Genomic DNA, 21,967 nt, shown 5'->3' with positions numbered 1-21,967 from the left:
AATCCCGCCGCGGGCCCGCACCGCGCCGGCGCAAGGAGGGCATCCGATGGCTACCGTTGCACAGATCTTGAAGAGCAAGCCGGACACTACCGTGTACACGATCGACGCGTCCGCGCTCGTCTACGATGCAATGAAGCGCATGGCCGAGAAGCAGATCGGCGCGCTGGTGGTAACCGAGAATGGCAAGATTGTCGGCATCGTCACCGAGCGCGACTACGCACGCAAGATCGTGTTGATGGACCGCTCTTCGAAGGCCACGGCGGTGCGTGACATCATGACTCGCGACGTCCGTTACGTGCGCCCGGAGGACAGCGCGCAAGGCTGCATGGCATTGGTTACCGAGCACCGTATGCGGCACCTGCCTGTCATTGACGGGGGGCGGCTCGTCGGCATGATCTCGATCGGCGACCTGGTCAAGCACATCATCTCCGACCAAGCATTCACCATCCAGCAGTTGGAGTTCTACATCCGCGGCGAGCGCGCGTAGACTCGCGCACGTTGACCGGCTGATGAAATCGTCCCTCGCGCGAGCGCGTGTCAGTGTGCCCGTGCACCCTAGCAATGTGCGCGCCCGCACATAAAACGCTGAATTGCCCCTCTAAAATCGGCTAATTCACGGACTGTCACCATCGAGACCATGAGCGCCAGACTAAAAACGCCCCATGGCGTGGCGCCGGGCTTCATCAGACGGGAATCGGCGCGCAGCGGCAAGCATGTGCGCAATACACGCAGGATCGAGCCCCGGCTGGGGCCGGCCAAGACCCGCGCCGCCGATCCCCGCTCGCGCGCCGACTCGCCGGCAAGCGATGAGGGTTCCTACCACGCACGACAGCACGCGGCCGAACCAGTGTCCGCCACGGCGCGCTCGTTCGATACCGCGCCGGCATCGTTCGTTACGCCACCGTGGACCGGCTTGCAACGCGCTCCACTCGCGCGACGCCACATGGCCGCACTCGCCGCCTTGCTGGCACTGGGCGCCGGCGCTTTGGGGGTGATGCTCAGCCAGCTCTACCAGGACAGGACACCGTCCGAGCCACGCCGGTATGCTGAGGCCATGAATCGCGAGGCGCCGACACAATCCGACGCGAGCGCCAGCACCGTACCGTTGCTCGATGTCGCCGCGCTCGCCAACACTACCGGGCGCTTGAGTGCACAAGCGCCGCAGCAAGCCATCATGCCACCGCTTAACATACCGCCGTCGCCGCAAGCGCGCGCGCCAGCATCCGATACCGCAGCGCTTGCAAGCATGCAGCCAGCGCGTGGCGCCAACCCGGCGAGCATGGATTCGGGCACCGTGCAACGTGGCCTGCCGCGCACATTTCATGCGAGGACACGCAAAGCCATCCCCCCGGCCACGCAAGACACCGACGGGCACACCACACCGGTCGCCGCACATGCCGGCTTCCCGGAAACCGAGCCGCTTTCCATGCCACGCCAGGTGGCACACCCCGCGCAACATGCGGCGGCGGCCGCTGCGCCGGCCGAACCGATTCAGCCAATAGCCGACACGCCGAGCGTATCCCGCACCGAGGCACGCGCGGCAACCGACGCTTTAACGCAAGACGCGGTCAAGCCACTGCCGCCGGAAACCGCTCGCGTCGACCCGACTCAGCCGCCGGTCGTCTATGGTGGGCACACCACCCCCTCAGCCGCCGCGGCCGTGCCCCGCCCACCGGCGACTACCATGCCGTATGCCACCGAGGCAACCGGTCCGCATGCCCCGCCATCCGCCGCCGAGGCCACCGCGGCATTGACGGCCAAGGCCGTCGCGCTGCCGCAACCGGTCCAGCCCGCCGCCACGGCGACTCGTCCGGCGCTCGCGCAGCCACCTGCCGACACCGGCGCTCCGGCTTCAATCGACGACGAACCAGCGGCGCCGATCGACGATCAATAGCTACGGCCTGCTACACGGGCGGCCGCTCGCACTGCAACCCGGAGCCACGCGGCATCGGCGTATCGGCACATCACCGCGTGCCGCCCCCAGGGTACCGGCAGAATCCGGCAATCCTCGGTAAAGGAGCACCAAACGCGGCGGTGTGCATGCGACTGCCAGTACGTCCGCCCTGCCCGTGCGTCCGCAATGTGCGCTGATACGCCGCTCACGAGATCGCACGGCTGCTCGAACACGCCAGAACAACGGCCGGTGCGCTCGGTCGATTTCGTCGGCGACCATGACATCGATTACCGCACCGCTTATGCCGAGTGCCGTACTGGCGCCAACACACCTTCGCCATTCGCGGTACTGACGATTGCCACACGCAGCGCATCCGCCTGCGGCAGCACGTGATGGGCAAAGCAATGTGCAGTCGCGATCTTCGCGTCGCAGAATGCCGGATCCTGTGCCCGTGTGGCATGCGCTGCAAGCATCGCGCGCGCGAGCTGCCACCCGCATAGCACGATGCCGCACAGCCTCAGGTACGGCACACTGCCAGCATAAACCGCGTTCGGATCCGTCTTCGCGTGACGCAACACAAACTCGATCGACTCGGCCAGCGCGGCGCGCGCCGCCGCCAAGCGCTCGCGCATCGCGGCGAATACCGGCTCCTTATAATTGGCCAACTCGCGCTCGGTGAGCGCAATGTGCTCGCACAGCCCGCGAGCAACCGCGCCGCCGTCGTGCACGGTCTTGCGGCCCACCAGATCGTTCGCCTGGATAGCGGTCGTGCCTTCGTAAATCGGCAGAATGCGCGCATCACGGTAATGCTGCGCGGCGCCGGTTTCCTCAACGAAGCCCATGCCGCCGTGGACCTGCACCCCCATGCTGGCAACCTCAACCGACAACTCGATGCTCCAGCCTTTAACGATCGGCACCAAGAACTCATAGCGCCGAGCGTATTGCTGTCGCACCGAAGCGTCCGGATGCCGATGCGCGATATCGCAGGCGGATGCGGCAAAGTAGTTCAGCGAGCGAGCGCCCTCAATCAATGCGCGCATCGTCATCAGCATCCGCTTGACATCCGGATGTTGGTCGATCGTCACCGCCTGCTTGGCCGAGCCATCGACCGGGCGGCTCTGCACGCGCTCGGCCGCATACGCGGCGGCCTGCTGGTAGGCACGCTCGGCAATCGCCACGCCTTGCACGCCGACCGAAAACCGTGCCGAGTTCATCATGATGAACATGTACTCCAAACCGCGGTTTTCCTCGCCGACCAACTCGCCAATCGCCCCGCCGTGATCACCGAACTGCAGCACCGCGGTCGGGCTCGCCTTGATACCGAGCTTGTGCTCGATCGACACGCAATCCACATCGTTGCGCGTGCCCGGCAGGCCGTCACCGCCGAGCAGGAACTTCGGCACGATGAACAGCGAAATGCCCTTGACGCCCGGCGGCGCGTCGGATGTGCGGGCCAGCACGAGATGGACGATGTTGTCCGCCATGTCATGCTCGCCGTAGGTGATGAAGGTCTTCGTGCCAAACAGCTTATAGGTGCCGTCCGCCTGGCGTTCCGCGCGCGTGCGCACCAGCGAAAGGTCCGAGCCGGCCTGCGGCTCGGTCAAGTTCATCGTGCCGGTCCATTCGCCGGCGATCAGCTTGGGCAGGTAGCACGCCTTCTGCCCGTCGCTGCCGGCGGTCAACAACGTCTCGATCGCGCCATCGGTCAACAACGGGCAGAGCGCCCATGACAGGTTCGCCGCATTGAACATCTCGTTGCATGCGGTCGCAATGAGCTTGGGCAAGCCCTGTCCGCCAAATTCAGGCGGATGCACGACGGCCTGCCAGCCGCCTTGCGTGTATTGGCGATAGGCCTGCTTGAATCCCGGAGTCGTCGTAACCGCCCCGTCGGCCCATGTGGACGGCTGTGTATCCCCGGTACGGTTCAGCGGCGCGAGTACCCGTTCGGCGAATTTCGCGGCTTCCTCGAGCACGGCTTGCGCGGTTTCGAGCGTCGCATCCTCATAGCCGGGTAGGCGACTAACCGCATCAATGTCCGCCAACACATTCATCGTAAACAACATATCTTTGACCGGTGCACGATAGCTCATCGCCTGGCTCCTCAAACGTCGCAGCGTTGTCCACCGAACGCGCACGGCCTGCCGCTGCTTTGCCACCGTACGCGCCGATACGCGCGCGGCATCCGGTTTCGCGAGCAGCGGACGCAGGATACCCGAGCGTTCGGTAAGCCGGGCGACGGCGTGCGGATCCGCGCCGGCAAGAAAGCCTTTCACCAGAGAAATCGGCACGCTGGCAACGAGCGGATTCGCGGCCTCGAACGTGTGACGGACAGGAATCAGCACGGCGACAACGGCATGCCGGACCGATATTGTGTCACAAGCATCATGGCGGACCGCCGCCACCTCGCCCAACACCTGCGATAATGCCAGTTCCCTCCCGATATTGTTTCCAGGAGAAACGAAGTGACCGACCAGTCATCTCCTTCATCGAGCGGGACGCCACGGCGCGTCGCGTTTCTTGGGCTCGGCGTGATGGGCTACCCGATGGCCGGCCACCTCGCCAAGGCCGGGCTGGACGTGACGGTGTACAACCGCACGACGGCCAAGGCGCAGCAGTGGGTTGCCGAATACGGCGGCCGGTCGGCGACCACGCCTCGCGAGGCCGCACAGGGTGCCGACATTGTGCTCGCGTGCGTGGGCAACGACGATGACTTACGCAGCGTGACGCTGGGTGGGCAAGGTGCGTTCGCCGGCATGCCGCACGGCGCGGTGTTCGTCGACCATACGACCGCCTCGGCCAATGTCGCCAGGGCACTGTTCTCGATCGCCCGCGAACAAGGCCTGCATTTCATCGACGCGCCGGTATCGGGCGGACAAGCCGGCGCTCAGAACGGCAAGCTGACGATCATGTGTGGCGGCGACGCCACAGTGTTCGAGCGCGTCGCACCCACGTTGCGGCACTATAGCGTCGCAGTTACGCTACTCGGCGAATCCGGTGCAGGCCAGTTGACCAAGATGGTCAACCAGATCGCAGTTGCCGGCGTCGTGCAGGGGCTGTCAGAGGCCATTCACTTCGGGCAACGCGCCGGGCTGGACATGCCACGCGTGCTTGAGGTCATTGGCAAAGGGGCGGCCGCGAGCTGGCAAATGGACAACCGCGGCAGCACGATGATCGAAGGCCGCTTCGATTTCGGCTTCGCGGTCGAGTGGATGCGCAAGGACCTGGCGATTTGCCTGGATGAGGCCAAGCGCAATGGCGCATCGTTGCCCGTTACCGCGCTGGTTGATCAGTTCTACGGTGATGTTCAGGCACTCGGCGGGCGACGCTACGATACGTCGAGCCTGATCGTGCGATTGCGCAAGCTCAGCGCGTAACGCTTGATACGCGCGAGCGCCGCGACCAGATCGGCATTGCCAACCATGACGCCAATGCGCTAGCTCGCCATGTGGTAGCGCTTGGGCAACGTAAAGAACTCGACCGCGATGTCCTTCGCATCGGGCACCTGCATGATCGATGGCGCCTTCCAACCGTCGAACACGAGGTCTGCGTAAGCCCGGCCCCCACGCTGATTTATCGATTGTGTCCCGATAGATCCCGGCGGAACGCGTCAACGGCCGCACCCTCCCGCGCCCGTTTGAATACCGCATCTACGTCGAGCGAGAATCCCGGCGTCGCAACCGGCGGCAATTGAAGCGTCACCGGGCCGAGCGCCTGCTGCAGCATCGTGCCCCATGCGCCAAGCTTTTCTTGTCGTTTCCGGGCTTCAATCATCTGACTGACCTGCCACTTTTCACCCATACTGAGCCGCCCGCAAGCCGACTCCAGCCTAGTGCGGCCTTCCTGCTGCGCTTCTGCGTCTGAAATCTTGAGCTTGGAAAGCGACGGAATCCATTTATCATCGAACATATCAAGAAACGACTCGAACACGGTACAGGCGTCGTGACGAGCATAACCGTCCTGGTTGCCGAGCGCATGCGCTGGGTCTGCATTGGAATCCGACAGATCTATCATTTGTTGCAGCCGGTCGAGCATCTGCTGCAGCCGTCCCCAAGCGGGTTCGCCACGCTGGGCCAGGACATTCTGCATTGCCGCCGTCCGGGTCATGAACTGCCGCAGTGCGGGCGTCACATCGTGATTGATACCTTGTCGTCTCACATAACGCTCAATGTCATCGCATAAATCGTACAGCGTAGTCAGCGCTTTGGGAGGCGACGATGCGGAATCGGCACGGCCACCATTGGCCGGTGCGGCGCACTGCTGCACGGAGCACATAAACATCAACGTAAGCAATATGGCATCCTGATTTTCTGTCATTTCCTTCGCATACGCCGACGGGCTGTGGCGGCGACGTCCCGGTGTAATCCGGGATACGTTAGATAACGTTTCGAGCGCTGGGTGTGCGCTACGCACCCGCGGTGCGGCTTTGTCAGCAGCCTGCGACTCCTTGCGCGCCGCCGACGCACCCGATGACTTTTTCCCGGTGCGCAACGGCCAGCAACAGATAGACGAAAACACATTTAGCATCAGGCGCTCCCTCACGGCAATTCTTTAGTACACAGCGTACCGCACCTTCATGTCGGGAAGGCTGGCAATCACGAGCACCCGGCCTGCAGAAGCGAAGCGTGGGACAGTACCGATGCCCTCCAGGCGCACCGCCCCAACGCACTTCGTCATCGCGACACCGCAGCATCACGGTATCGCGCCGATATTGCGACATCAATTCATTGAGCCGTGCCTTCCGGTCAACATCCAGCGTCACATCGACAGCCACTAGCGCGTCGGTAAGTTGTTCGGGCCGGCTCCCACACGCCGCGTCACTGCACTATTTGTTTTGCATCCCTTATCATAAGAGTAACACTCCTGGCAAAGCTTGGCGGTATTAACTACCGTGAAGCGGGTATCGGGTCCGGGTCCGGCCCCATGCGAGTGTTGGCCGATCAGCAATCTGTCGGCCAGTGGTCAGTGGATTGTACGGCAACACCGCGAGCTAGTCCTCGGCGGCAAGCGGCAGTTCCATTGGATCCCGGAACAACGACACGGATGACACCGCGAACCGTACGTATGCTCGCGGCGTTGGCCGTGGTGGCCGCGCTCGCCGGCTCCGCATAGCTGTACCTAAACCGGCCGGGCCACGGCGGGCTACTATTCGAAATCGAACAACAACTCGACAAGATCGTGCATTTTGATAAGCGCGGCGTTGACTTCAGCACACTGCCGCTGGACGATACGCTGCGCAGCGTCAACGGCGACGGCGACGGCGACGGCGACGGCTCACGCCGGATTGTCGTGTTCTCCGATCCCTATTGCTCCTACTGCAAAACACTAGAGCACAGGCTCGCGGGACAGCCCGACGCCACCGTGTACACGTTTCTGTACCCAATCCTAACGCCGGGCTCGAAAACGATGGCCGCCCGGATATGGTGTGCCAGCAACCGCACTGGCCCGTGGTCAACATGGATGCTTGAGAATCGAGCGCAGCCGCCTGTTGCCGCATCCTGCGATGCAACAGCGGCAGTGCTCGCGCGTAACCTGATAGTGGGACACAAATTGCGTGTAATGGGAACACCCACACTGATCCTGTCCAACGGTCAGCGGATCAACCGCATGCCGTCGGCGGCCGAACTGGAACAGGCACTGGCGGTCGCCGGCGAGCCGAGCCACACCGCCTCCACCCGCTAGCGCCGCCCGGCGATACAGCCACCCAGCCTCGCAGTAGCATGGTGCACCATGGGACAACCGGCAACGGCGCGGCACGCGGTGGCCCTATAGTGGCCAACACGCAGCCATCCAGTACACCATGATCTAATCAGCATGGCCAGCGACAACGAGGCCGGCTTGCAACGGGATCAGCGCGCATGAGCCACGCTATCGCAGCGTAGCCAATGCGTTATCCAGTTCCTCAGCGCAGGTCGGGCGCACAACACGCGCCCGTTCCTGCCCGTCGCGCAGAAAAATCAACGTCGGCCACAGTTTTACACGAAACGACCGTCCCAACAGCCGTCCCGGCCCATCCTCGATCTTTAGGTGGCGCATCGCCTGATGGCGCCCAAGCGCCTCGGCGATCACTGGCTGCGCGCGTTGGCAGTAACCGCACCAGTTCGTGCCGAATTCGATAACCGTCACGCCGGCGAGCACGTCCAATTGCTCGCGGGCCGGCGCATCGGGTGTGTAGGGACATTGCTCCTCCATTCCACGCTCCCGCCATACATTGCATTCGCTACAGCATAGCCGCATTTAGCAAAACCTACAGTGGGAGGTCAGCCGGCTGCGTGGCGGGCCGGCGCGAGGACAGTCAACTGAATAGCCGGCTGGGCAGCGGGCCGGCGCAAGGGCAGTCAACTGGGCGGCCCGCTGGGCAGCAGGCCAGCACGAGGGCTGCCGACCAGGCAGCGGGCCAGTAGGAGGACATTCCCTATGCCGCAAGCCACACGAGCCGACAAGGGCACAGTGATTGCTCGGCCGCATTCGGGTTGCGGAGTCCGTGCACGATGCACGCGGCGCGACTACAATCCGCGGCTTGAACGGTTCAGTGACGTTTACACGACAGGAGGGATACACGATGCATGGAGTCGATCTCGATACCAGGGTTGAAACGTACACTGTCAAGATTCGCGGGACAGTGCAAGGAGTCGGATTCCGGCATSCCGCGGTGCGCCGCGCGCATGCGCTGCAGGTACGGGGCTGGATCGCGAATCACGACGACGGATCGGTCGAGGCAATCGTCCAGGGACCGGCGAACCAGGTAGACCTAATGCTGGAATTCCTGCGGCGCGGGCCGCCACGGGCCAAGGTGTCCGAGTTCATCGCAAACGAGGACTACTCGGAGCGCCGGTACGATCGCTTCGAGCAGCACTGAGCGCGGTGCCGGATCAAGCGCTTGCCTCTTGCCCGAACATCACTGTGCGGTCTTAGCCCGACCGCTTTGCGGCATGCAATGCGGCATCGGCCTCGTTGAGCGACACTTTGTGGCTGCGCATGCCGAGACGGGCTGCAGCCACGTCTACGCGAGCGCTAACGCGGATCGCGACGTCCTGTGCGTGCTGCGCATGAGCCAATTACGCGGTAGGTCCGGAAACGATTCGAACAGCGCCTTGCCTAGCATCTTAGCCATCGTCTTGCCGCTGTGGTCACGCACCAATCGGTTCCACATCCGCGCATTTATCTGCCGATCGACGACGAATAGGCCGAAGCCGAGGTGCTCAGCTACCAGTTCGCCCTGCGATGGCGATGCGACTTCCATCCAACCACCGGAACATTCATAGGATTGACAACAATTCGTCCAATGCGTCGCCCATTCACACGTCCGCGCATTTGATTCTTCGCGCCAAATTCCTATCGGCTATTGCCACACCTGTTCAAAGACGATTAAAACACTATGGATATGCAGCGTAATCGGACGGACAATTGCAGGTTTCCGACACGTTGCCGATCATGAGCCGGACCACCCGCCTGACGCCTTTGCTGTTGCTGTGCCTGCTGATCACCTATGTCGTCTGGGGCACCACATACTTCGCGATCTCAGTCGCCTTACGAGCAATGCCGCCGTTCATGCTGATGGCGTCGCGCTTCGCCGTCGCGGGCTTGTGCCTCGGCATCTTCGTGCTCGTGCGGGGCCGCGCGCGGGCGAGTTGGCGGCAGGTGCGCAACGGCTCGATGCTCGGCGCGCTGATGCTGCTAGGGGGCATGGGCGGCATTGCGGTAGCCGAGCAGACCATTTCATCGGGCGCGACCACCGTGATGATCGCCGCCATGCCGATCGTCGCGATCGTCTGGCAGCGGCTATTCGGCATTCGCCCGCGCGGCCACGAATTGGCCGCGATCGCCATCGGCGTGGGGGGCGTGCTGGTGCTGACGTCGGGCGCCGAGTTCCGCGCCAGCAGCATGGGTGCCGGCGCACTGCTGTTGGCGATCAGTTGCTGGTCGCTGGGCACTCAGTTGTCGCGCTCGTTGGACTTGCCGCCGCCGGCGCTGGCCGTGACGATCGAAATGCTCGCCGGCAGTGTGATGCTGGCAATAGCATCAGCGCTCAGCGGCGAGTCGCTTGCGGCCGTGCCGGGCGGCGCGCCACTCGCGGCGTGGCTATACTTAGTAACGATGGGCTCGCTACTGGCATTCTCCGCCTATATGTACTTAGCCAGTCGCGCCGCGCCGGTGCTGGCGACAAGCTACGTCTACGCCAATCCACCGATTGCGCTACTGGTCGGCGCGGCGCTGGGCAGCGAGCAGATTGCCCCGCAGACGCTGGTGGCCATCGCGCTGATTCTGTGCGCGCTGGCTGTGCTCGGCTGGGGAACGTGGCGCCAGCCGGCCGGCACCGCAAAAGACACGTGAGTTTTTTTGACGTGAGACAGTGCCATTTTTTCAAATGGAAAGGCAAAACGAAATGGAGCAACGGGTAAAATTCATCTTCGTCGCCGTGCTGGCGATGCTCTCGCTGATCGGCATGTTCGGCGAAATGGGTTGAGCTGTCGGATGAGCCCCGTTAAAGATGCAACGAGACCGGGCTAAACTTTCGAGCAGGTCGGCTCAGCCGCTACCAGCCTCAGTCGAAGTTCAGCGCCAGCGCGTGCGAGGCCATCGCCATATGGGCGACTTCGATGATGGCGCGGGCACGTTCGACATTGTCACGAATGATCTCGACAAGCCGCGCACCGATCGGGGCAAGCCGGTCGCGCAGCGCTTCCTCGCTCAAGTCGGCCGGCAAGTTGAAAATAACGAATTGCATCTTGGTCTCCGTTGAAACACCATGTAAAGATCATGATGCAACGCAATGCGCGTGCCAGGTGTAGCGATGATGTGCGGTTTCGTAAGCGGATGTGACAAGTGGAACGCTGCGACGTGTCACCCCGACCGTCAATAGGCCGCCGCCGGGCGCTTGCACGCGATCAGCGTCGATAGCATGCCGTCCGAGCGGTTGCGCTGCAGCGTGTCGTAGCCAGCGTCGCCGCACTGGACCTGCGCACGGGCATCGCAGGACGACCACCCTTCAGCAGACGAGCATTGAATTAATTGCGTCGGTCGGCCATCGCTGGTAAACAGCGGCTGTGACGATCCGCAGCTAGATAACAGCAGTAGCCCCCCGATCCATCGTGCTGCCTTCATCTCACCTCACTCAGTGTCGTGCGTCTTGTTCCGGCCACGCGCGTCGGTTCAGTGAAGGCTGAAATCGACACGGGTCGTGGCCCCCTTATCGTTGATCCCAGCAACTCACGCATCTGCTCGGCAGGCAACGATTTGGCCAAGCCAATGAAGTTGCGCCCCTTTTTGAAGTCCGCTGCCTTGTAGACCCGCGCAAGGTACTGTTCATACTCGTCGCGGCTCACCTCGATACGGGACGGATCGACGCTTTGTCCGTTGCTGGCGACGGCAGCTTACGGCAGCATGGTCCCCGTTCGCGCCAGCCGCAGGTGGAACGAGAACGCCTGCGCCAGGTCGTGCGGCGTGTGCCCTTGACCCTTGAGCGCATCGCGATAGTAATCGCGCAGCAGATCGCGGTACTGCGGATGCGCACATCGCTCGATGATCAGGCCGGCCCGCTCGCGCGGCGCCAGCCCACGCAGGTCGGCCAAGCCCTGCTCGGTAACCACGATGTCCACGTCATGTTCGTTGTGATCGCAATGCGGCACCATCGGCACGATGCTCGAGATCCGGCCGTCCTTAGCCACCGACTTGGTCGCGAATATCGCGCAGCCTGCGTTACGCGCGAAATCGCCTGAGCCGCCGATGCCGTTCATCATGTGGGTACCGCCAATATGTGTGGAGTTCACGTTCCCGTACAAGTCCACTTCAAGCGCGGTATTGACCGCGATCACACCCAGCCGGCGCACGATCTCTGGATGATTACTGATTTCTTGCGGACGTAGCACCAGGCGATCGCGATAACGCGCAAGCTCACGCAACACCTGGCGCTGCCGCGCTGCCGACAGCGTGATTGAGGAGCCGGACGCGAACGCCAGCTTGCCAGCATCTATCAAATCGAACGTGGAGTCCTGCAGCACTTCCGAGTACATTGTCATCGCTTCGAATGGCGAAGCACACAATCCGCCCAGCACCGCGTTGGCAATCGTGCCGATACCCGCCTGAAGCGGCGGCAGTCGCACCGGCAGGCGTGCGAGAGAGACTTCATGCTGCAGGAACTCGATTAGGTGTTGCGCGATACGCGTGGTGTCGCTGTCCGCCGGCAGCACGGCCGAGGAGCTGTCCTCGTCGTTCGTGATGACAATGCCCGCGATCTTGTCCAATGGGATATCGATCGTGGTCGTGCCGATCCGGTCACGCGGGCCGGCGATTGGCACTGGAGCGCGGTCGGGCCGGCGAGCCGGAATCCAGATGTCATGCAAGCCTTCTAGCTCCAGCGGCTGGGCTAAGTTCAACTCGATGATCACCCGTTTGGCCAGGATGGCAAAGCTAGCGGAATTGCCAACAGACGTGCTGGGTACGATGCCCCCGGACTCGGTAATGCCGGTGGCCTCAATAATGGCCACGTCCAACTGGCCGAGCAAATCGGCCCGCAGCATCTCGACCGTCTCGGACAGATGCTGGTCAACAAACAATGTGCGTCCTGAATTAATCTCGCGCCGCAACGTCGGGTCGGCCTGGAACGGCAGGCGGCGCGCCAACATGCCGGCCTCGCTCAGTGCCTTGTCGTTGTCGTGACCAAGCGAGGCGCCCGTCATCAACGTAATGCGAGGCCTCGTCGGCTCGGTGCGGGCGCGCTCGGCCAGCGCGAGCAACACCGCCTTGGGATCGCCGGCTCGCGTGAAGCCGCTGGTGCCCACGCGCATTCCATCGTGAATCAGGGCCGCCGCGTCGCGTGCGGAAATGAGGCGGTTGCGCAGGCTCGCGCATCGAATGCGTTCTTCATACATAGCGTTTCTGCTCCAACAATCTGACGAGGCCCTGATTGACGGGGATCTGCTGCGGCCACGCTCGATCTAGGCGGCGATTGGTCTGTGCGACAGCCCGCGGCGACATGCGACATGCGACATGCGACATACGGCGTGCGGCGTGCGACGTGCGGCAGAACCGACGCACTCCTTCGTCGCATTACGTCCCGCAGCCTACGCAACGGCACGCTGACGCGCGTTCTGCCCGCGTATACGCTGCTGCATACGAACCTCTATGCGCTGTCACGCCGTTTCGTCGATGCGTGCACACCGACCTGGCTGCCACTGCTGCGCGCATTGATACTTGAACGGGTCACGCACATACCGGAACGGATCACACGCGATATGAGATTGCTCGACGCGTACGACGCCGAGCGGCGCGATCCGCCGGCGAATCGAGCCGCGGACTTCATCCCGGCCCGGACCGCGCTCGCGGCTTAGCCGCCCAGCCATCGTAAGCAACGAACGCATCGACGACTCAGTAACTACCGCTACGCCGCGGCTGCGCGGCGGGCCCGCACCGCGCCAGCCAGCATCTCCAGCACCGGCTCGGTCTGCGCCCAGCCCAGGCACGCGTCGGTGATTGACACGCCCCATCGCAGCGGCACGCCGGGCTTCAAGTCCTGGCGCCCTTCGTCGAGATGGCTCTCGATCATCACACCGCTGAGGCGACGCTCGCCGCGCGACAGCTGTGCGGCCAAGTCCCGCGCGACGTCGGCCTGGCGCAGATGTGACTTGCCGGAATTCGCATGTGAGCAATCGACCATCACATGCTCACGCAGCCCCGCCGCCCTGAGCACCGCGCAGCTCTCCTCGATGGCGGCGGCATCGTAATTCGGCCCATTCTTGCCGCCGCGCAGGATCACATGCGCGTCACCGTTGCCGCGCGTCTCGAAGATAGCCGCCATGCCCATCTTCGTCATGCCCATAAATGCGTGGCTGGCGCGGGCGGCCACGATCGCGTCCGCGGCGACCTGCACGCCGCCGTCGGTACCGTTCTTGAATCCAATCGGGCAGCTTAAGCCTGACGCCAGTTGGCGGTGACTCTGGCTCTCGGTAGTGCGCGCCCCGATTGCGCCCCACGCCACCAGGTCCGCGATGTACTGCGGGCTGAGCAAGTCCAGGAATTCAGTGGCGGTCGGAAGCCCAAGACCGTTGATTTGCAACAGTAACTCGCGCGCGCGGCGCAGCCCCTCATTGATCCGAAAGCTGCCGTCCAGCCGCGGATCGTTGATATAGCCCTTCCAGCCAACCGTGGTACGCGGCTTTTCGAAGTACACCCGCATCACGATTAACAAATCCTTGTGCAGCCGGTCAGCGGCGCCTTTGAGCCGGCGCGCATAGTCGAGTGCTTGATCGCGGTCGTGGATCGAGCATGGGCCGACCACCAGAATCAACCGGTCGTCCCGGCCATTGAGCACATCGGCAATGCGCAGGCGGCTGTGCTCGACGAGTTGCTGCACCGATGCCGGCGCCGGCAACTCGTCCAGCAACAACGCCGGCGGGATCAACGGCCGCACGGCGCCAATGCGCACGTCATCGATGCGGGTCGTGTCCTGCGTGGTGTCGGCCACGCTCATCTCCTGATCGTGCGACGGATTATCGATGCGAGTCAAAATCGTCTCCAGGGAACTAGCGGCAAGACGACATTATCGCATTGGTGCGCGGCCCGTTGCCCTATCGCTACTGCATCGCGACCTTCAGTCCCAGCGAGATGAAGATCACGCCGATGATCTTCTGTTGCCAGCGACGCAGCCAATGCAGCTTTGCGACAAGGCGCGCCAATGGCCGCATCGCGACGACGAGCAACGTCGTGTACACCATGCTCATCGCGACGAAAATCAGTCCCAGCACAGTGAACTGGACAAACGTCGCGCCGCGCTCCGGCTGCACAAACTGTGGCAGGAAGGCAAGAAAGAACAGCGCAGTCTTCGGATTCAGCACTTCGGCCGGCACGGCCTGAAGGAACGCCTTCAGCGGCGAAATCTCACCCGCTGCAGGCGCCGGTGCATGTCCGTCAGCGGTTTTTTTGCGCAGCGCGCGCACGCCTAGGTACAGCAGGTAGGCGGCGCCGACCAGCTTGACGATGTTGAACGCCAGCGCCGACGTCATCAACAATGCCGATAGGCCCACGGCGGCAAACACCGTATGAATGAAATCGCCGGCCGCCAAACCCAGCCCGGTCAGCACGCCGGTCTTGCGCCCGCCCTGCACCGTGCGCGTGAGCACCAGCAACACGGCCGGCCCCGGTATCAGGAACAGGCCGAGCACGACCACGACGAAGGTGCCCAAGGTCGAAAGTTCAAACATCGCACGCTGCCCCCGCCGCATCCGACAAGTCGAAAATCTTCGCCGCCGCTTCCTTCGGCACCACCAATACGTGGCCGTTGGCCTGTGGCATCAGGTCCATGAAAGCCAGTACGTCGCCGGTCTCCGCGACTTTGACACACGGCAACTCGCCGCGCAGGATGCGTGCAAAAGGGTTATTTGGGTCATAGGACATCGCGGCTTTCACTCCGGGTCGTAGGCATGTAGAACGCAAGCGTAGCCGAGTTCCACCTGTTCCGTCATCTAGGCCGCCGCATGGCATGCCCGTCCAGTGCCATGTTTGACACTCTACACCTACGTTCCGCGCCTTGTTTTGCGCTTATGCCGACGTCCACGTCCAGCCCCGGTCCCAAGCCCAGATTAACGCCAACGCGCCGACAACGCATGCCCTACGGCCCACGCTATCAGCTGGTCTCGTGCTCCGGCGTCGAGTTCCGATGGGTCGACAGATCCGCGCCGGTGAACTCGTTCTGCGCGTCCAGGCACAGGCCAACACACAGGCGGATCAGGCCATATACGACGATACCGCCCGAGATGATTGCCGGGATAGCCGCCGCAAATATCAGCAGAAAAAAGAACTTGACCAGCGCATTGACCTAATTCTTCTTGCGTACCGTGCCCAACTCAAGGAAGGCAAAGCCCGCGTACATCGTAAGCACCATGCCGGCGCACGCCCAGCGCAGCTGCTCATCATCGTCGAGACGTGGCCCGTGCGCGGCGGTCAGTGACATGATCCAGCGGGAAAGCGGTCGTATGTTTGACCACCTCCATCGCGAAACTCGCGCTCACATCGAGCAGCTCGGCGGCCTTGATCAGCCGCTTGTATACGTTGTCATAGCCGGCGATGTCAGGCACCACCACTTTCAGCAAGTAATCGACGTCGCCGGTCATCCGGTAAATTTCCACGATTTCCGGGATTGCCGTCACCCCCTTCAGGAAACGGCTCGTCCATCCGTCGTTGTGCTGGCTCGCGCGGATTGTCACGAATGCGGTCAATCCGAGATTAAGTTTGGTCGGATCGCACAACACAACTTGCCGCTGAATCACGCCGTCCTCGCGCAGTTTCTGTATGCGGCGCCAGCACGGCGTCGGCGACAGGTTCACCGCCTTGGCAATGTCGTTCAATCCGAGGGATGCGTCGTGCTGCAGCAACGACAATATTTTGGCATCTATCTTGTCCATGGACGGGTTAATGTTAGAAAATTTTTCTAGTTCCATCTATCACCGCGAACAAATTTGCAATCCTTTTTCACGCCCTCGATTATATGATTGTCTTTGTCATGCACACGGCCGCCGGCTTGAGACACGTCGGCTCGTTGAATCAAACCTATCGACTCGAGCGCTGCCCATGAAAATCCTGTTCGGCGCGTTTACACGGCACCCGGCTTCTGTCGGCGAAAGCTATTTGCAACACATGAGAGCGTCGTTCTCATTTGGCGGCCCGATGCTGTTGGCCGCGTTCGCTGCGCTCGTGCATGGCTTGTTTCCGTTTTTGTTCGTCAAGACGGGCAGCACAACCGTGTCCCGGCTCTACGAGCGCATGGTGCTCCACCGGTCGGGCGGTGCTCTCCGGCACCAGCCGATATCCGGCCAGCCGCCGCACGCCTGAGCCACGCCTGTGCCGCACTCGCGCCACCACGCGGCACAGCCCCAGGCAGGCCGCGACGTGACCCCGGCCCGGCGGGCTGGCACGCCGGATTCGCGCGACTGTGCCCTCCCGACTGCCTGTTGAGGCACCTATGGGCGAGTCACCGTCATTGCGCGTCTCGTATAAAATCACACGGTCGTGACAAACCGCAAGTAAACCTTCGCCAAGAGTGGCTCGTTGCCGGGCAGATGGTGGAACCACGCCCGTTGTGCATCGCGTCCATGTAGCAGGATCAAATGTCCAGCCAGTCGCGAACGCCCACGCGCGGGTCAGCGACTACAATAGGGTCGAACTAGCGTCGGGCCGCAACGATTGTCAAGGGATACTGAAGATTGACAAGCCTTTGGAGCTGCGCAAGCGCTGTGGCGACGACAACTTTCCCTCACTGCTCTTCTCGACGTGCATTGACGACCCGAAAACCGGCTCGGAAATGACCTTACCGAAAATACGATCGTTGTGCAGGAGCCTGATATCCCGGCCGCGCACTGGCTTCGGATGCGCACCCGGCCCATCGGAGCGGTGTTCTGACGGCTGAACAACAAGCTATTCGGTTCCGTAAGGCGCATCGACTGACCACCACGGCCGGGCCGTCATCTGCTGGAGCAGGTGGACGCGCACGGCAAAGTAGTCGATGCCGTGCGCTTCGAGGTACGCTGTGCATTCATGCGCGCCCACGCCACGCGCCGTCCACAGCAGTCCGCGCAGTGAAGATCAGAAGCCCATCGTGAAGAACACCGACCCCATGTCCTGCGCGACGGCCGCACCACTTGCGAAGCGACGGCGGTATCCGATATCCAAGCTTGACGCTTTCACCGGCGTCGCGAATCGGCCACCGACACTAATCTCGCTCCATTGGCGTGTCGACTCCGCGCCGACCACGAACGGATCGAATGCTGACACGCTGGCCGACACCGGATCATTGCTCCTGCTCAATCGTTGGACATGCTTGACGCCCGCCGAAATGACCGTTTGATCTGTGAAGCGCAAGTGGCTGCTCAGACCCACTGTGCCGTATACGTTCCCGTCGGTACGAGCACTGAAACGAACTGGGAACTGGCCGGACGTCTCAGTGTAGTCACCGAGCTTTGTGCGCAAATAGTCAATGCCCAGGTAAGGCATGATGCTGGCGTTCCGTACGGCGAACACGTAGCCACCCTGCGTCGATACTGCGCGCTGTGCAACCGTTGTGTCGCCTTTGGACCGATCCACGCCGGAGGCAGTCAGGTAAGACCGGTCGATGGATAAGTCGCCTTGCTGGTAACCCAACGCGACGCGGGCAAACACGCCCGGGCGAGTACGGGTTCCGTACTCGGCGAATAACCCGAACAAGCTGGCACGGTTACGCATTGTGTCGTTGCTTACGTCAAAGCGATAGCTCGGCGCCTGGTAGCCCAAGCCGGCAATCCAGTCGTCGTTGATTCGGTATGCCGCACTGAATTCGCCCTGCCAGTTTGCACCGTTCACTTTGCCCGCATTGTGGCTGTATAGCGCACCAGCCGAGATGCACACGCCGTATTGGTCGAAGTTGCTGCAACGCATGCTATCCTGAACAAACGTTTGCACCGCAGATTGCAACACGGAACTGTACAAGGTCGCGTTGTTTAGCGAGTCGTTTAGGTCGAGCAAGCCCACAATCCCAATCTTGCCTTCATCGTCACGCGCAATGAATGGCTGTGCACGTCCGTTAATGAAGCCTTCACCCACCACAATGGTGCCGTCTTCCGACATGCGCTCGGCGCTGTGAAGCACGTTGCCCTCCAGCAGAGAGTACGAAGCGATCATTTCACGCAGACGATCGTCGGGCGAAGGCTTGTCGTCGATCAATGCTACGGCCTCGCGCGGCTTCGAGTCGACGGCCGCGCTCTCTTGCTGCGCCGGTTCCTCTTTTACTTGATTCGACGCTTCCTCTTGCTGGTGTGCCTCTTCCTCATGGACCTGCGCCAACGCTTCCTCCTGTTGACCTACTTCCTGCTGCTCTTGGGCTACCCGCTTCTCTTCCGGCTGCTCTTGAACTACCCGCTTCTCTTCCGGCTGCTCTTGAGCTACCCGCTTCTCTTCCGGCTGCTCTTGAACTACCCGCTTCTCTTCCGGCTGCTCTTGAGCTACCCGCTTCTCTTCCGGCTGCTCTTGAGCTACCCGCTTCTCTTCCGGCTGCTCTTGAACTACCCGCTTCTCTTCCGGCTGCTCTTGAGCTACCCGCTTCTCTTCCGGCTGCTCTTGAGCTACCCGCTTCTCTTCCGGCTGCTCTTGAACTACCCGCTTCTCTTCCGGCTGCTCTTGAACTACCCGCTTCTCTTCCGGCTGCTCTTGAACTACCCGCTTCTCTTCCGGCTGCTCTTGAGCTACCCGCTTCTCTTCCGGCTGCTCTTGAACTACCCGCTTCTCTTCCGGCTGCTCTTGAACTACCCGCTTCTCTTCCGGCTGCTCTTGAGCTACCCGCTTCGCTTCCGGCTGCTCTTGAGCTACCCGCTTCGCTTCCGGCTGCTCTTGAACTACCCGCTTCTCTTCCTGCTCCTTTTGATCCTGCAACAACTTTTCGACTACCCGCTTCGCTTCCTGCTCCTCTTGAGCTCTTCGCCGCGCTTCCTGCCTATCTAGAACTGACTGCCGTGCTCCCTGCTCTTTTTTCTGCTTCTTCTGCGCCTTTTTACTTAGCCCTGCCGGTTGCTCAGAATTGGAAGAACCCGATACGTGCAACTTGTTTTTCCTTTCTTCTGTAGCATTTACGTCCGTGCTATCTACTGCGAAATAGACGACCGCGCACGACATAATCGCGCGCAGCACGCGGTTTGATGAAAATAAACGGATACGTTCCGCACATTGACCGGGAGTGAATTTTAATTTCATATCTTCAAAAAACGTCAATTTATTATTAAACTAACAAGTTAATAATTCTAAGAATACACAACAAGACTTTTCCTGCTTCGCACAAGCAGCAAGCTGGCTCTTTCACGCTGTCCTTCTATAAGCCGTCGACGGATGACCCCCGGCACTCTAACGACTTACTGACGATTTGCTTACAGTGACTGCGCTATAGGGTAAGAAAATGTCGGATAAGGACCTGGAATGATCTTCTCAGTCTCGAAGACGTTGAGCGCCATCTGACTGATGCCGACTACAAACCCGCGTAATAGATTTGACTTCAACATTAATTACGGATTTGCAGAAAAGCAAATGCCGAAATGAACAGATACGACGGCGATTGCGCTTGTCGACGCTCCGACCTGATCTTCGCCGCTATACTGCTTAGCAAGCCCAGTAACGTCGCCGTCTAACCAATGAAGCAGGAAACGGTCTGGAGTTGGACATGGCGCGAGGGTAGCATGACGCAGAAAAACTATTTCAACATGCACTTCGGCGCTGACCACACGGTGACAACGACATCACGCTCGGACGTGATGTGCGAACACGAGTGCACGCAGTTCTCCACAGATTTTGTGAACGTCCCTGTGAATATCCTCGGGACAAGCGGCGCAAGTGCTTGAGCCCGCGGCATTTGTTTCCCACCGCGCAATAACGGGCAACGAGCAGCTGACCTTGAGCAGCTTGTGCCAGCCGGCACCGCTGTCGCGCCACATCGGCTGGCTTGATGTCACCGACCCAAGCGGCACATGCTACTTCGGGGTGAACGGATAGTGCTACCTGACAGCGAATGAATAGCGGCCATGCGTGCGGCACCCGTCCAAAGCGACAGCCACCAGTTCACGGCATAAACACCAGGCGCCATTGCATCGAGCGCGATCGAGACGCGCTCGTGAGCTGCCGGCTCGACGACCGAGTGGGACATGCACAAGCGCAAGTGGCGCAGCGGCAAAAACAACACGACGAGCCACAGACACGCGAGCCGAGACCGGCAAGCGAAGATCGTTCTCACGACGAACTCTCATTGAATTGAATGACACCGCTCAGCATCCGACGGGTGTCGCAGCCACCAACGTTCAAGCATACGCCGGCTTATTCACAAATTTTGTTTGCAACGATGTGGACAACCATTGGATACACATGCTAAATGCCTGTCGCACCAACAGAAAACGGGGCTGCTACGGCTTGGTGCAGCGGCGTGCGGTACCGACGCAATCGCCGCTGCAATCAGGACAATAGTGACGCGCGGCCAGGCCGGCGCCACGCCATCCTTCACTGCTGCATGGCACAGGCGTGCCGATCGACTCGCCCCCCTCCTGCGCATAGAACACCGGCTCGCCGGCCAAGCCGCGTGCAATCATTGAATCGATTTCCACGTCGCCGAACGCCGCCCGTAGCGCATCCACGAATACTGCCACCTGCGGCATCGAGCGGCGCATGGGTTTGCCGGGCATTGCGGCACCTCCGGGAAAACGCCACTTGCGCCAATACCTGTATAAATATACAGTATACGAACGCAAGGAGATAAAGATGGACGATGCATTTTTCTCGGAACGGGCGTTCGATCGCGCCGCCGCCGATTTGCGGCGAATCGTGCATGCGATCGCCGGCCGATATCGGGTCCGCGGCGAGCCGCTGACATGGCGGCGCCTTCACGACATCGAAGCAGAGGCGCTGTCCGACCTCGGGCTGAGCTGCCGCCACGACGCCTCGTTGCTTGCCCTGTTCTCACCATCGCTGGAGCACGACTTCCCGCACTCGGACGAGGTGGTGTGCGTGTCAGGCGCGCAACGCGTGCCACTGATTACGTGGTTCGTGTTCGACGTCTATGATCTGATCGCGACGCCGGCGCCCCGGCCGCCGCAAGTCCAATACAAAACGGCCGCAATGTCGTAGACCGTGCAGGCGCGTCGGCAGCCAGTGCCAGTATTGGTATTGGTGTCAGTATCAGTGCCGATGCCATCAGACGGCACACCGGTGTTCCGGTACCAATACAGTGAGTCGATCAAAGGGACGCCGCTCCACCAATACACATACACTCGCAGTCGGACCACGCTTGCCTGGCATTGCCCTATAAAAGTGCGCGCGACGCTCGTGCCATTGCTCTACCTGGTGTGTATCGCGATAGCCGCGCTGGCTTGCGCGGAGATGGCCCCGGATGACGGTCCGGCTTATGGCGCCGAACTCGAAGGCTTCGGCTAACCGGCGGCACGGCTTGAACGGTATCCCGAACTGGCGCGTGCCAACCGCGACGCTGATCGAATTTGAGTATCTCGGCCACACGCACACATGCAGGATCCACCGGCCTTCCACCAGGCACTGCTCGATTGGCTAGACCGTACGAACCGG

The 21,967-nt window shown here is 61.6% G+C and carries 23 protein-coding genes and 3 pseudogenes; 10 read left to right on the top strand and 16 right to left on the bottom strand.

The window, feature by feature from the left end:
* The first annotated feature begins 46 nt into the window (after positions 1-46).
* A complete protein-coding gene (locus RBRH_RS12360) occupies positions 47-487 on the top strand; it encodes a CBS domain-containing protein (protein WP_041754653.1) in 441 nt (146 codons plus the stop codon).
* A 150-nt stretch (positions 488-637) separates the two neighbouring features.
* On the top strand, positions 638-1,894 hold the full coding sequence (locus tag RBRH_RS12355; RefSeq protein ID WP_013428316.1) for a hypothetical protein: 1,257 nt from the start codon (positions 638-640) through the stop codon (positions 1,892-1,894).
* Positions 1,895-2,193: 299 nt separating this feature from the next.
* On the opposite strand, the gene RBRH_RS12350 is transcribed toward RBRH_RS12355, so the two are convergent.
* On the bottom strand, positions 2,194-3,984 hold the full coding sequence (locus RBRH_RS12350) for an acyl-CoA dehydrogenase (RefSeq protein ID WP_013428315.1): 1,791 nt from the start codon (positions 3,982-3,984) through the stop codon (positions 2,194-2,196).
* Positions 3,985-4,356: 372 nt separating this feature from the next.
* Between RBRH_RS12350 and RBRH_RS12345 the strand changes: the two genes are divergently transcribed.
* Positions 4,357-5,268 carry an NAD(P)-dependent oxidoreductase gene (locus RBRH_RS12345; protein ID WP_013428313.1) on the top strand — a complete coding sequence of 304 codons (912 nt, stop codon included), beginning with the start codon at positions 4,357-4,359 and terminating at the stop codon, positions 5,266-5,268.
* Here the strand turns inward: RBRH_RS12345 and RBRH_RS17535 are convergent.
* Positions 5,265-5,447, bottom strand: a pseudogene (locus RBRH_RS17535) (alanine transaminase); the annotation flags it as partial. The gene RBRH_RS12345 and the pseudogene RBRH_RS17535 overlap by 4 nt on opposite strands.
* Before the next feature lie 17 nt (positions 5,448-5,464).
* Positions 5,465-6,418 carry a hypothetical protein gene (locus tag RBRH_RS12340; RefSeq protein WP_041754649.1) on the bottom strand — a complete coding sequence of 318 codons (954 nt, stop codon included), beginning with the start codon at positions 6,416-6,418 and terminating at the stop codon, positions 5,465-5,467.
* A 651-nt stretch (positions 6,419-7,069) separates the two neighbouring features.
* Between RBRH_RS12340 and RBRH_RS12335 the strand changes: the two genes are divergently transcribed.
* The gene (locus tag RBRH_RS12335; RefSeq protein WP_013428310.1) at positions 7,070-7,573 is read left to right on the top strand and encodes a DsbC family protein; all 504 of its coding nucleotides are present in this window, start codon (positions 7,070-7,072) and stop codon (positions 7,571-7,573) included.
* Positions 7,574-7,759: 186 nt separating this feature from the next.
* Here RBRH_RS12335 and RBRH_RS12330 read toward each other — a convergent pair whose 3' ends face one another.
* Positions 7,760-8,083, bottom strand: a complete 324-nt coding sequence (locus RBRH_RS12330; RefSeq protein WP_041754648.1) for a thioredoxin family protein — start codon at positions 8,081-8,083, stop codon at positions 7,760-7,762.
* Between the two features lie 370 nt (positions 8,084-8,453).
* On the opposite strand from RBRH_RS12330, the gene RBRH_RS12325 reads away from it, so the two are divergent.
* Entirely contained in the window at positions 8,454-8,750 is a 297-nt protein-coding gene (locus tag RBRH_RS12325; protein WP_041754929.1) for an acylphosphatase, read from the top strand.
* 144 nt (positions 8,751-8,894) lie between these two features.
* Here the strand turns inward: RBRH_RS12325 and RBRH_RS12320 are convergent, their stop codons facing one another.
* Positions 8,895-9,134, bottom strand: a complete 240-nt coding sequence (locus RBRH_RS12320) for a hypothetical protein (RefSeq protein WP_013428306.1) — start codon at positions 9,132-9,134, stop codon at positions 8,895-8,897.
* Positions 9,135-9,325: 191 nt separating this feature from the next.
* Here RBRH_RS12320 and RBRH_RS12315 point away from each other — a divergent pair, with 191 nt between their 5' ends.
* Positions 9,326-10,225 carry an EamA family transporter gene (locus RBRH_RS12315; RefSeq protein WP_232509390.1) on the top strand — a complete coding sequence of 300 codons (900 nt, stop codon included), beginning with the start codon at positions 9,326-9,328 and terminating at the stop codon, positions 10,223-10,225.
* Positions 10,226-10,436: 211 nt separating this feature from the next.
* Here the strand turns inward: RBRH_RS12315 and RBRH_RS12310 are convergent, their stop codons facing one another.
* The 4 genes from RBRH_RS12310 to RBRH_RS12300 all read right to left on the bottom strand — a co-directional run bounded on the left by RBRH_RS12310 (position 10,437) and on the right by RBRH_RS12300 (position 12,762).
* Positions 10,437-10,619, bottom strand: a complete 183-nt coding sequence (locus RBRH_RS12310; RefSeq protein WP_013428303.1) for an RNA-binding protein — start codon at positions 10,617-10,619, stop codon at positions 10,437-10,439.
* A gap of 128 nt (positions 10,620-10,747) precedes the next feature.
* On the bottom strand, positions 10,748-10,996 hold the full coding sequence (locus tag RBRH_RS12305) for a hypothetical protein (protein WP_013428302.1): 249 nt from the start codon (positions 10,994-10,996) through the stop codon (positions 10,748-10,750).
* Positions 10,993-11,217 carry a hypothetical protein gene (locus RBRH_RS17530; RefSeq protein WP_013428301.1) on the bottom strand — a complete coding sequence of 75 codons (225 nt, stop codon included), beginning with the start codon at positions 11,215-11,217 and terminating at the stop codon, positions 10,993-10,995. Before RBRH_RS17530 ends, RBRH_RS12305 begins: the two co-directional genes overlap by 4 nt.
* 48 nt (positions 11,218-11,265) lie before the next feature.
* Positions 11,266-12,762, bottom strand: coding sequence for a succinate CoA transferase (locus RBRH_RS12300; RefSeq protein ID WP_013428300.1), 1,497 nt, complete (start codon positions 12,760-12,762; stop codon positions 11,266-11,268).
* A gap of 111 nt (positions 12,763-12,873) precedes the next feature.
* Between RBRH_RS12300 and RBRH_RS19855 the strand changes: the two genes are divergently transcribed.
* Positions 12,874-13,221 (top strand): hypothetical protein, encoded by a 348-nt coding sequence (locus RBRH_RS19855; RefSeq protein ID WP_041754645.1) that lies wholly within the window; start codon positions 12,874-12,876, stop codon positions 13,219-13,221.
* A gap of 50 nt (positions 13,222-13,271) precedes the next feature.
* Here the strand turns inward: RBRH_RS19855 and RBRH_RS12290 are convergent, their stop codons facing one another.
* From RBRH_RS12290 to RBRH_RS12270, 5 genes and pseudogenes are all read right to left on the bottom strand, one after another.
* The gene (locus RBRH_RS12290; RefSeq protein WP_013428297.1) at positions 13,272-14,396 is read right to left on the bottom strand and encodes a 3-deoxy-7-phosphoheptulonate synthase; all 1,125 of its coding nucleotides are present in this window, start codon (positions 14,394-14,396) and stop codon (positions 13,272-13,274) included.
* A gap of 67 nt (positions 14,397-14,463) precedes the next feature.
* On the bottom strand, positions 14,464-15,090 hold the full coding sequence (locus RBRH_RS12285; protein ID WP_041754643.1) for a LysE family translocator: 627 nt from the start codon (positions 15,088-15,090) through the stop codon (positions 14,464-14,466).
* A 4-nt stretch (positions 15,091-15,094) separates the two neighbouring features.
* Positions 15,095-15,283, bottom strand: a pseudogene (locus RBRH_RS12280) (HIT family protein); the annotation flags it as partial.
* Between the two features lie 346 nt (positions 15,284-15,629).
* Positions 15,630-15,770 (bottom strand): annotated as a pseudogene (locus tag RBRH_RS19150) (ammonium transporter); the annotation flags it as partial.
* A gap of 28 nt (positions 15,771-15,798) precedes the next feature.
* The gene (locus RBRH_RS12270; RefSeq protein ID WP_041754640.1) at positions 15,799-16,290 is read right to left on the bottom strand and encodes an Lrp/AsnC family transcriptional regulator; all 492 of its coding nucleotides are present in this window, start codon (positions 16,288-16,290) and stop codon (positions 15,799-15,801) included.
* A 166-nt stretch (positions 16,291-16,456) separates the two neighbouring features.
* Here RBRH_RS12270 and RBRH_RS19145 point away from each other — a divergent pair, with 166 nt between their 5' ends.
* A complete protein-coding gene (locus RBRH_RS19145; protein WP_041754638.1) occupies positions 16,457-16,717 on the top strand; it encodes a DUF6356 family protein in 261 nt (86 codons plus the stop codon).
* A gap of 750 nt (positions 16,718-17,467) precedes the next feature.
* Here RBRH_RS19145 and RBRH_RS17510 read toward each other — a convergent pair.
* Together RBRH_RS17510 and RBRH_RS12245 are read right to left on the bottom strand one after the other, a co-directional pair.
* The gene (locus RBRH_RS17510; RefSeq protein ID WP_013428289.1) at positions 17,468-19,621 is read right to left on the bottom strand and encodes an autotransporter domain-containing protein; all 2,154 of its coding nucleotides are present in this window, start codon (positions 19,619-19,621) and stop codon (positions 17,468-17,470) included.
* A 1,175-nt stretch (positions 19,622-20,796) separates the two neighbouring features.
* Positions 20,797-21,072, bottom strand: coding sequence for a hypothetical protein (locus RBRH_RS12245; RefSeq protein ID WP_013428284.1), 276 nt, complete (start codon positions 21,070-21,072; stop codon positions 20,797-20,799).
* Positions 21,073-21,148: 76 nt separating this feature from the next.
* On the opposite strand from RBRH_RS12245, the gene RBRH_RS12240 reads away from it, so the two are divergent.
* Positions 21,149-21,514: a DUF2471 family protein gene (locus RBRH_RS12240; protein WP_065757442.1), complete on the top strand. Its 366-nt coding sequence runs from the start codon at positions 21,149-21,151 to the stop codon at positions 21,512-21,514.
* A 60-nt stretch (positions 21,515-21,574) separates the two neighbouring features.
* On the top strand, positions 21,575-21,820 hold the full coding sequence (locus RBRH_RS17500) for a hypothetical protein (protein ID WP_157864501.1): 246 nt from the start codon (positions 21,575-21,577) through the stop codon (positions 21,818-21,820).
* Positions 21,821-21,967 lie beyond the last annotated feature (147 nt).

Origin of the sequence: Mycetohabitans rhizoxinica HKI 454, assembly GCF_000198775.1 — a bacterium.
Lineage (GTDB): Bacteria > Pseudomonadota > Gammaproteobacteria > Burkholderiales > Burkholderiaceae > Mycetohabitans > Mycetohabitans rhizoxinica.
This window is presented reverse-complemented; position numbering and strand designations above follow the sequence as displayed.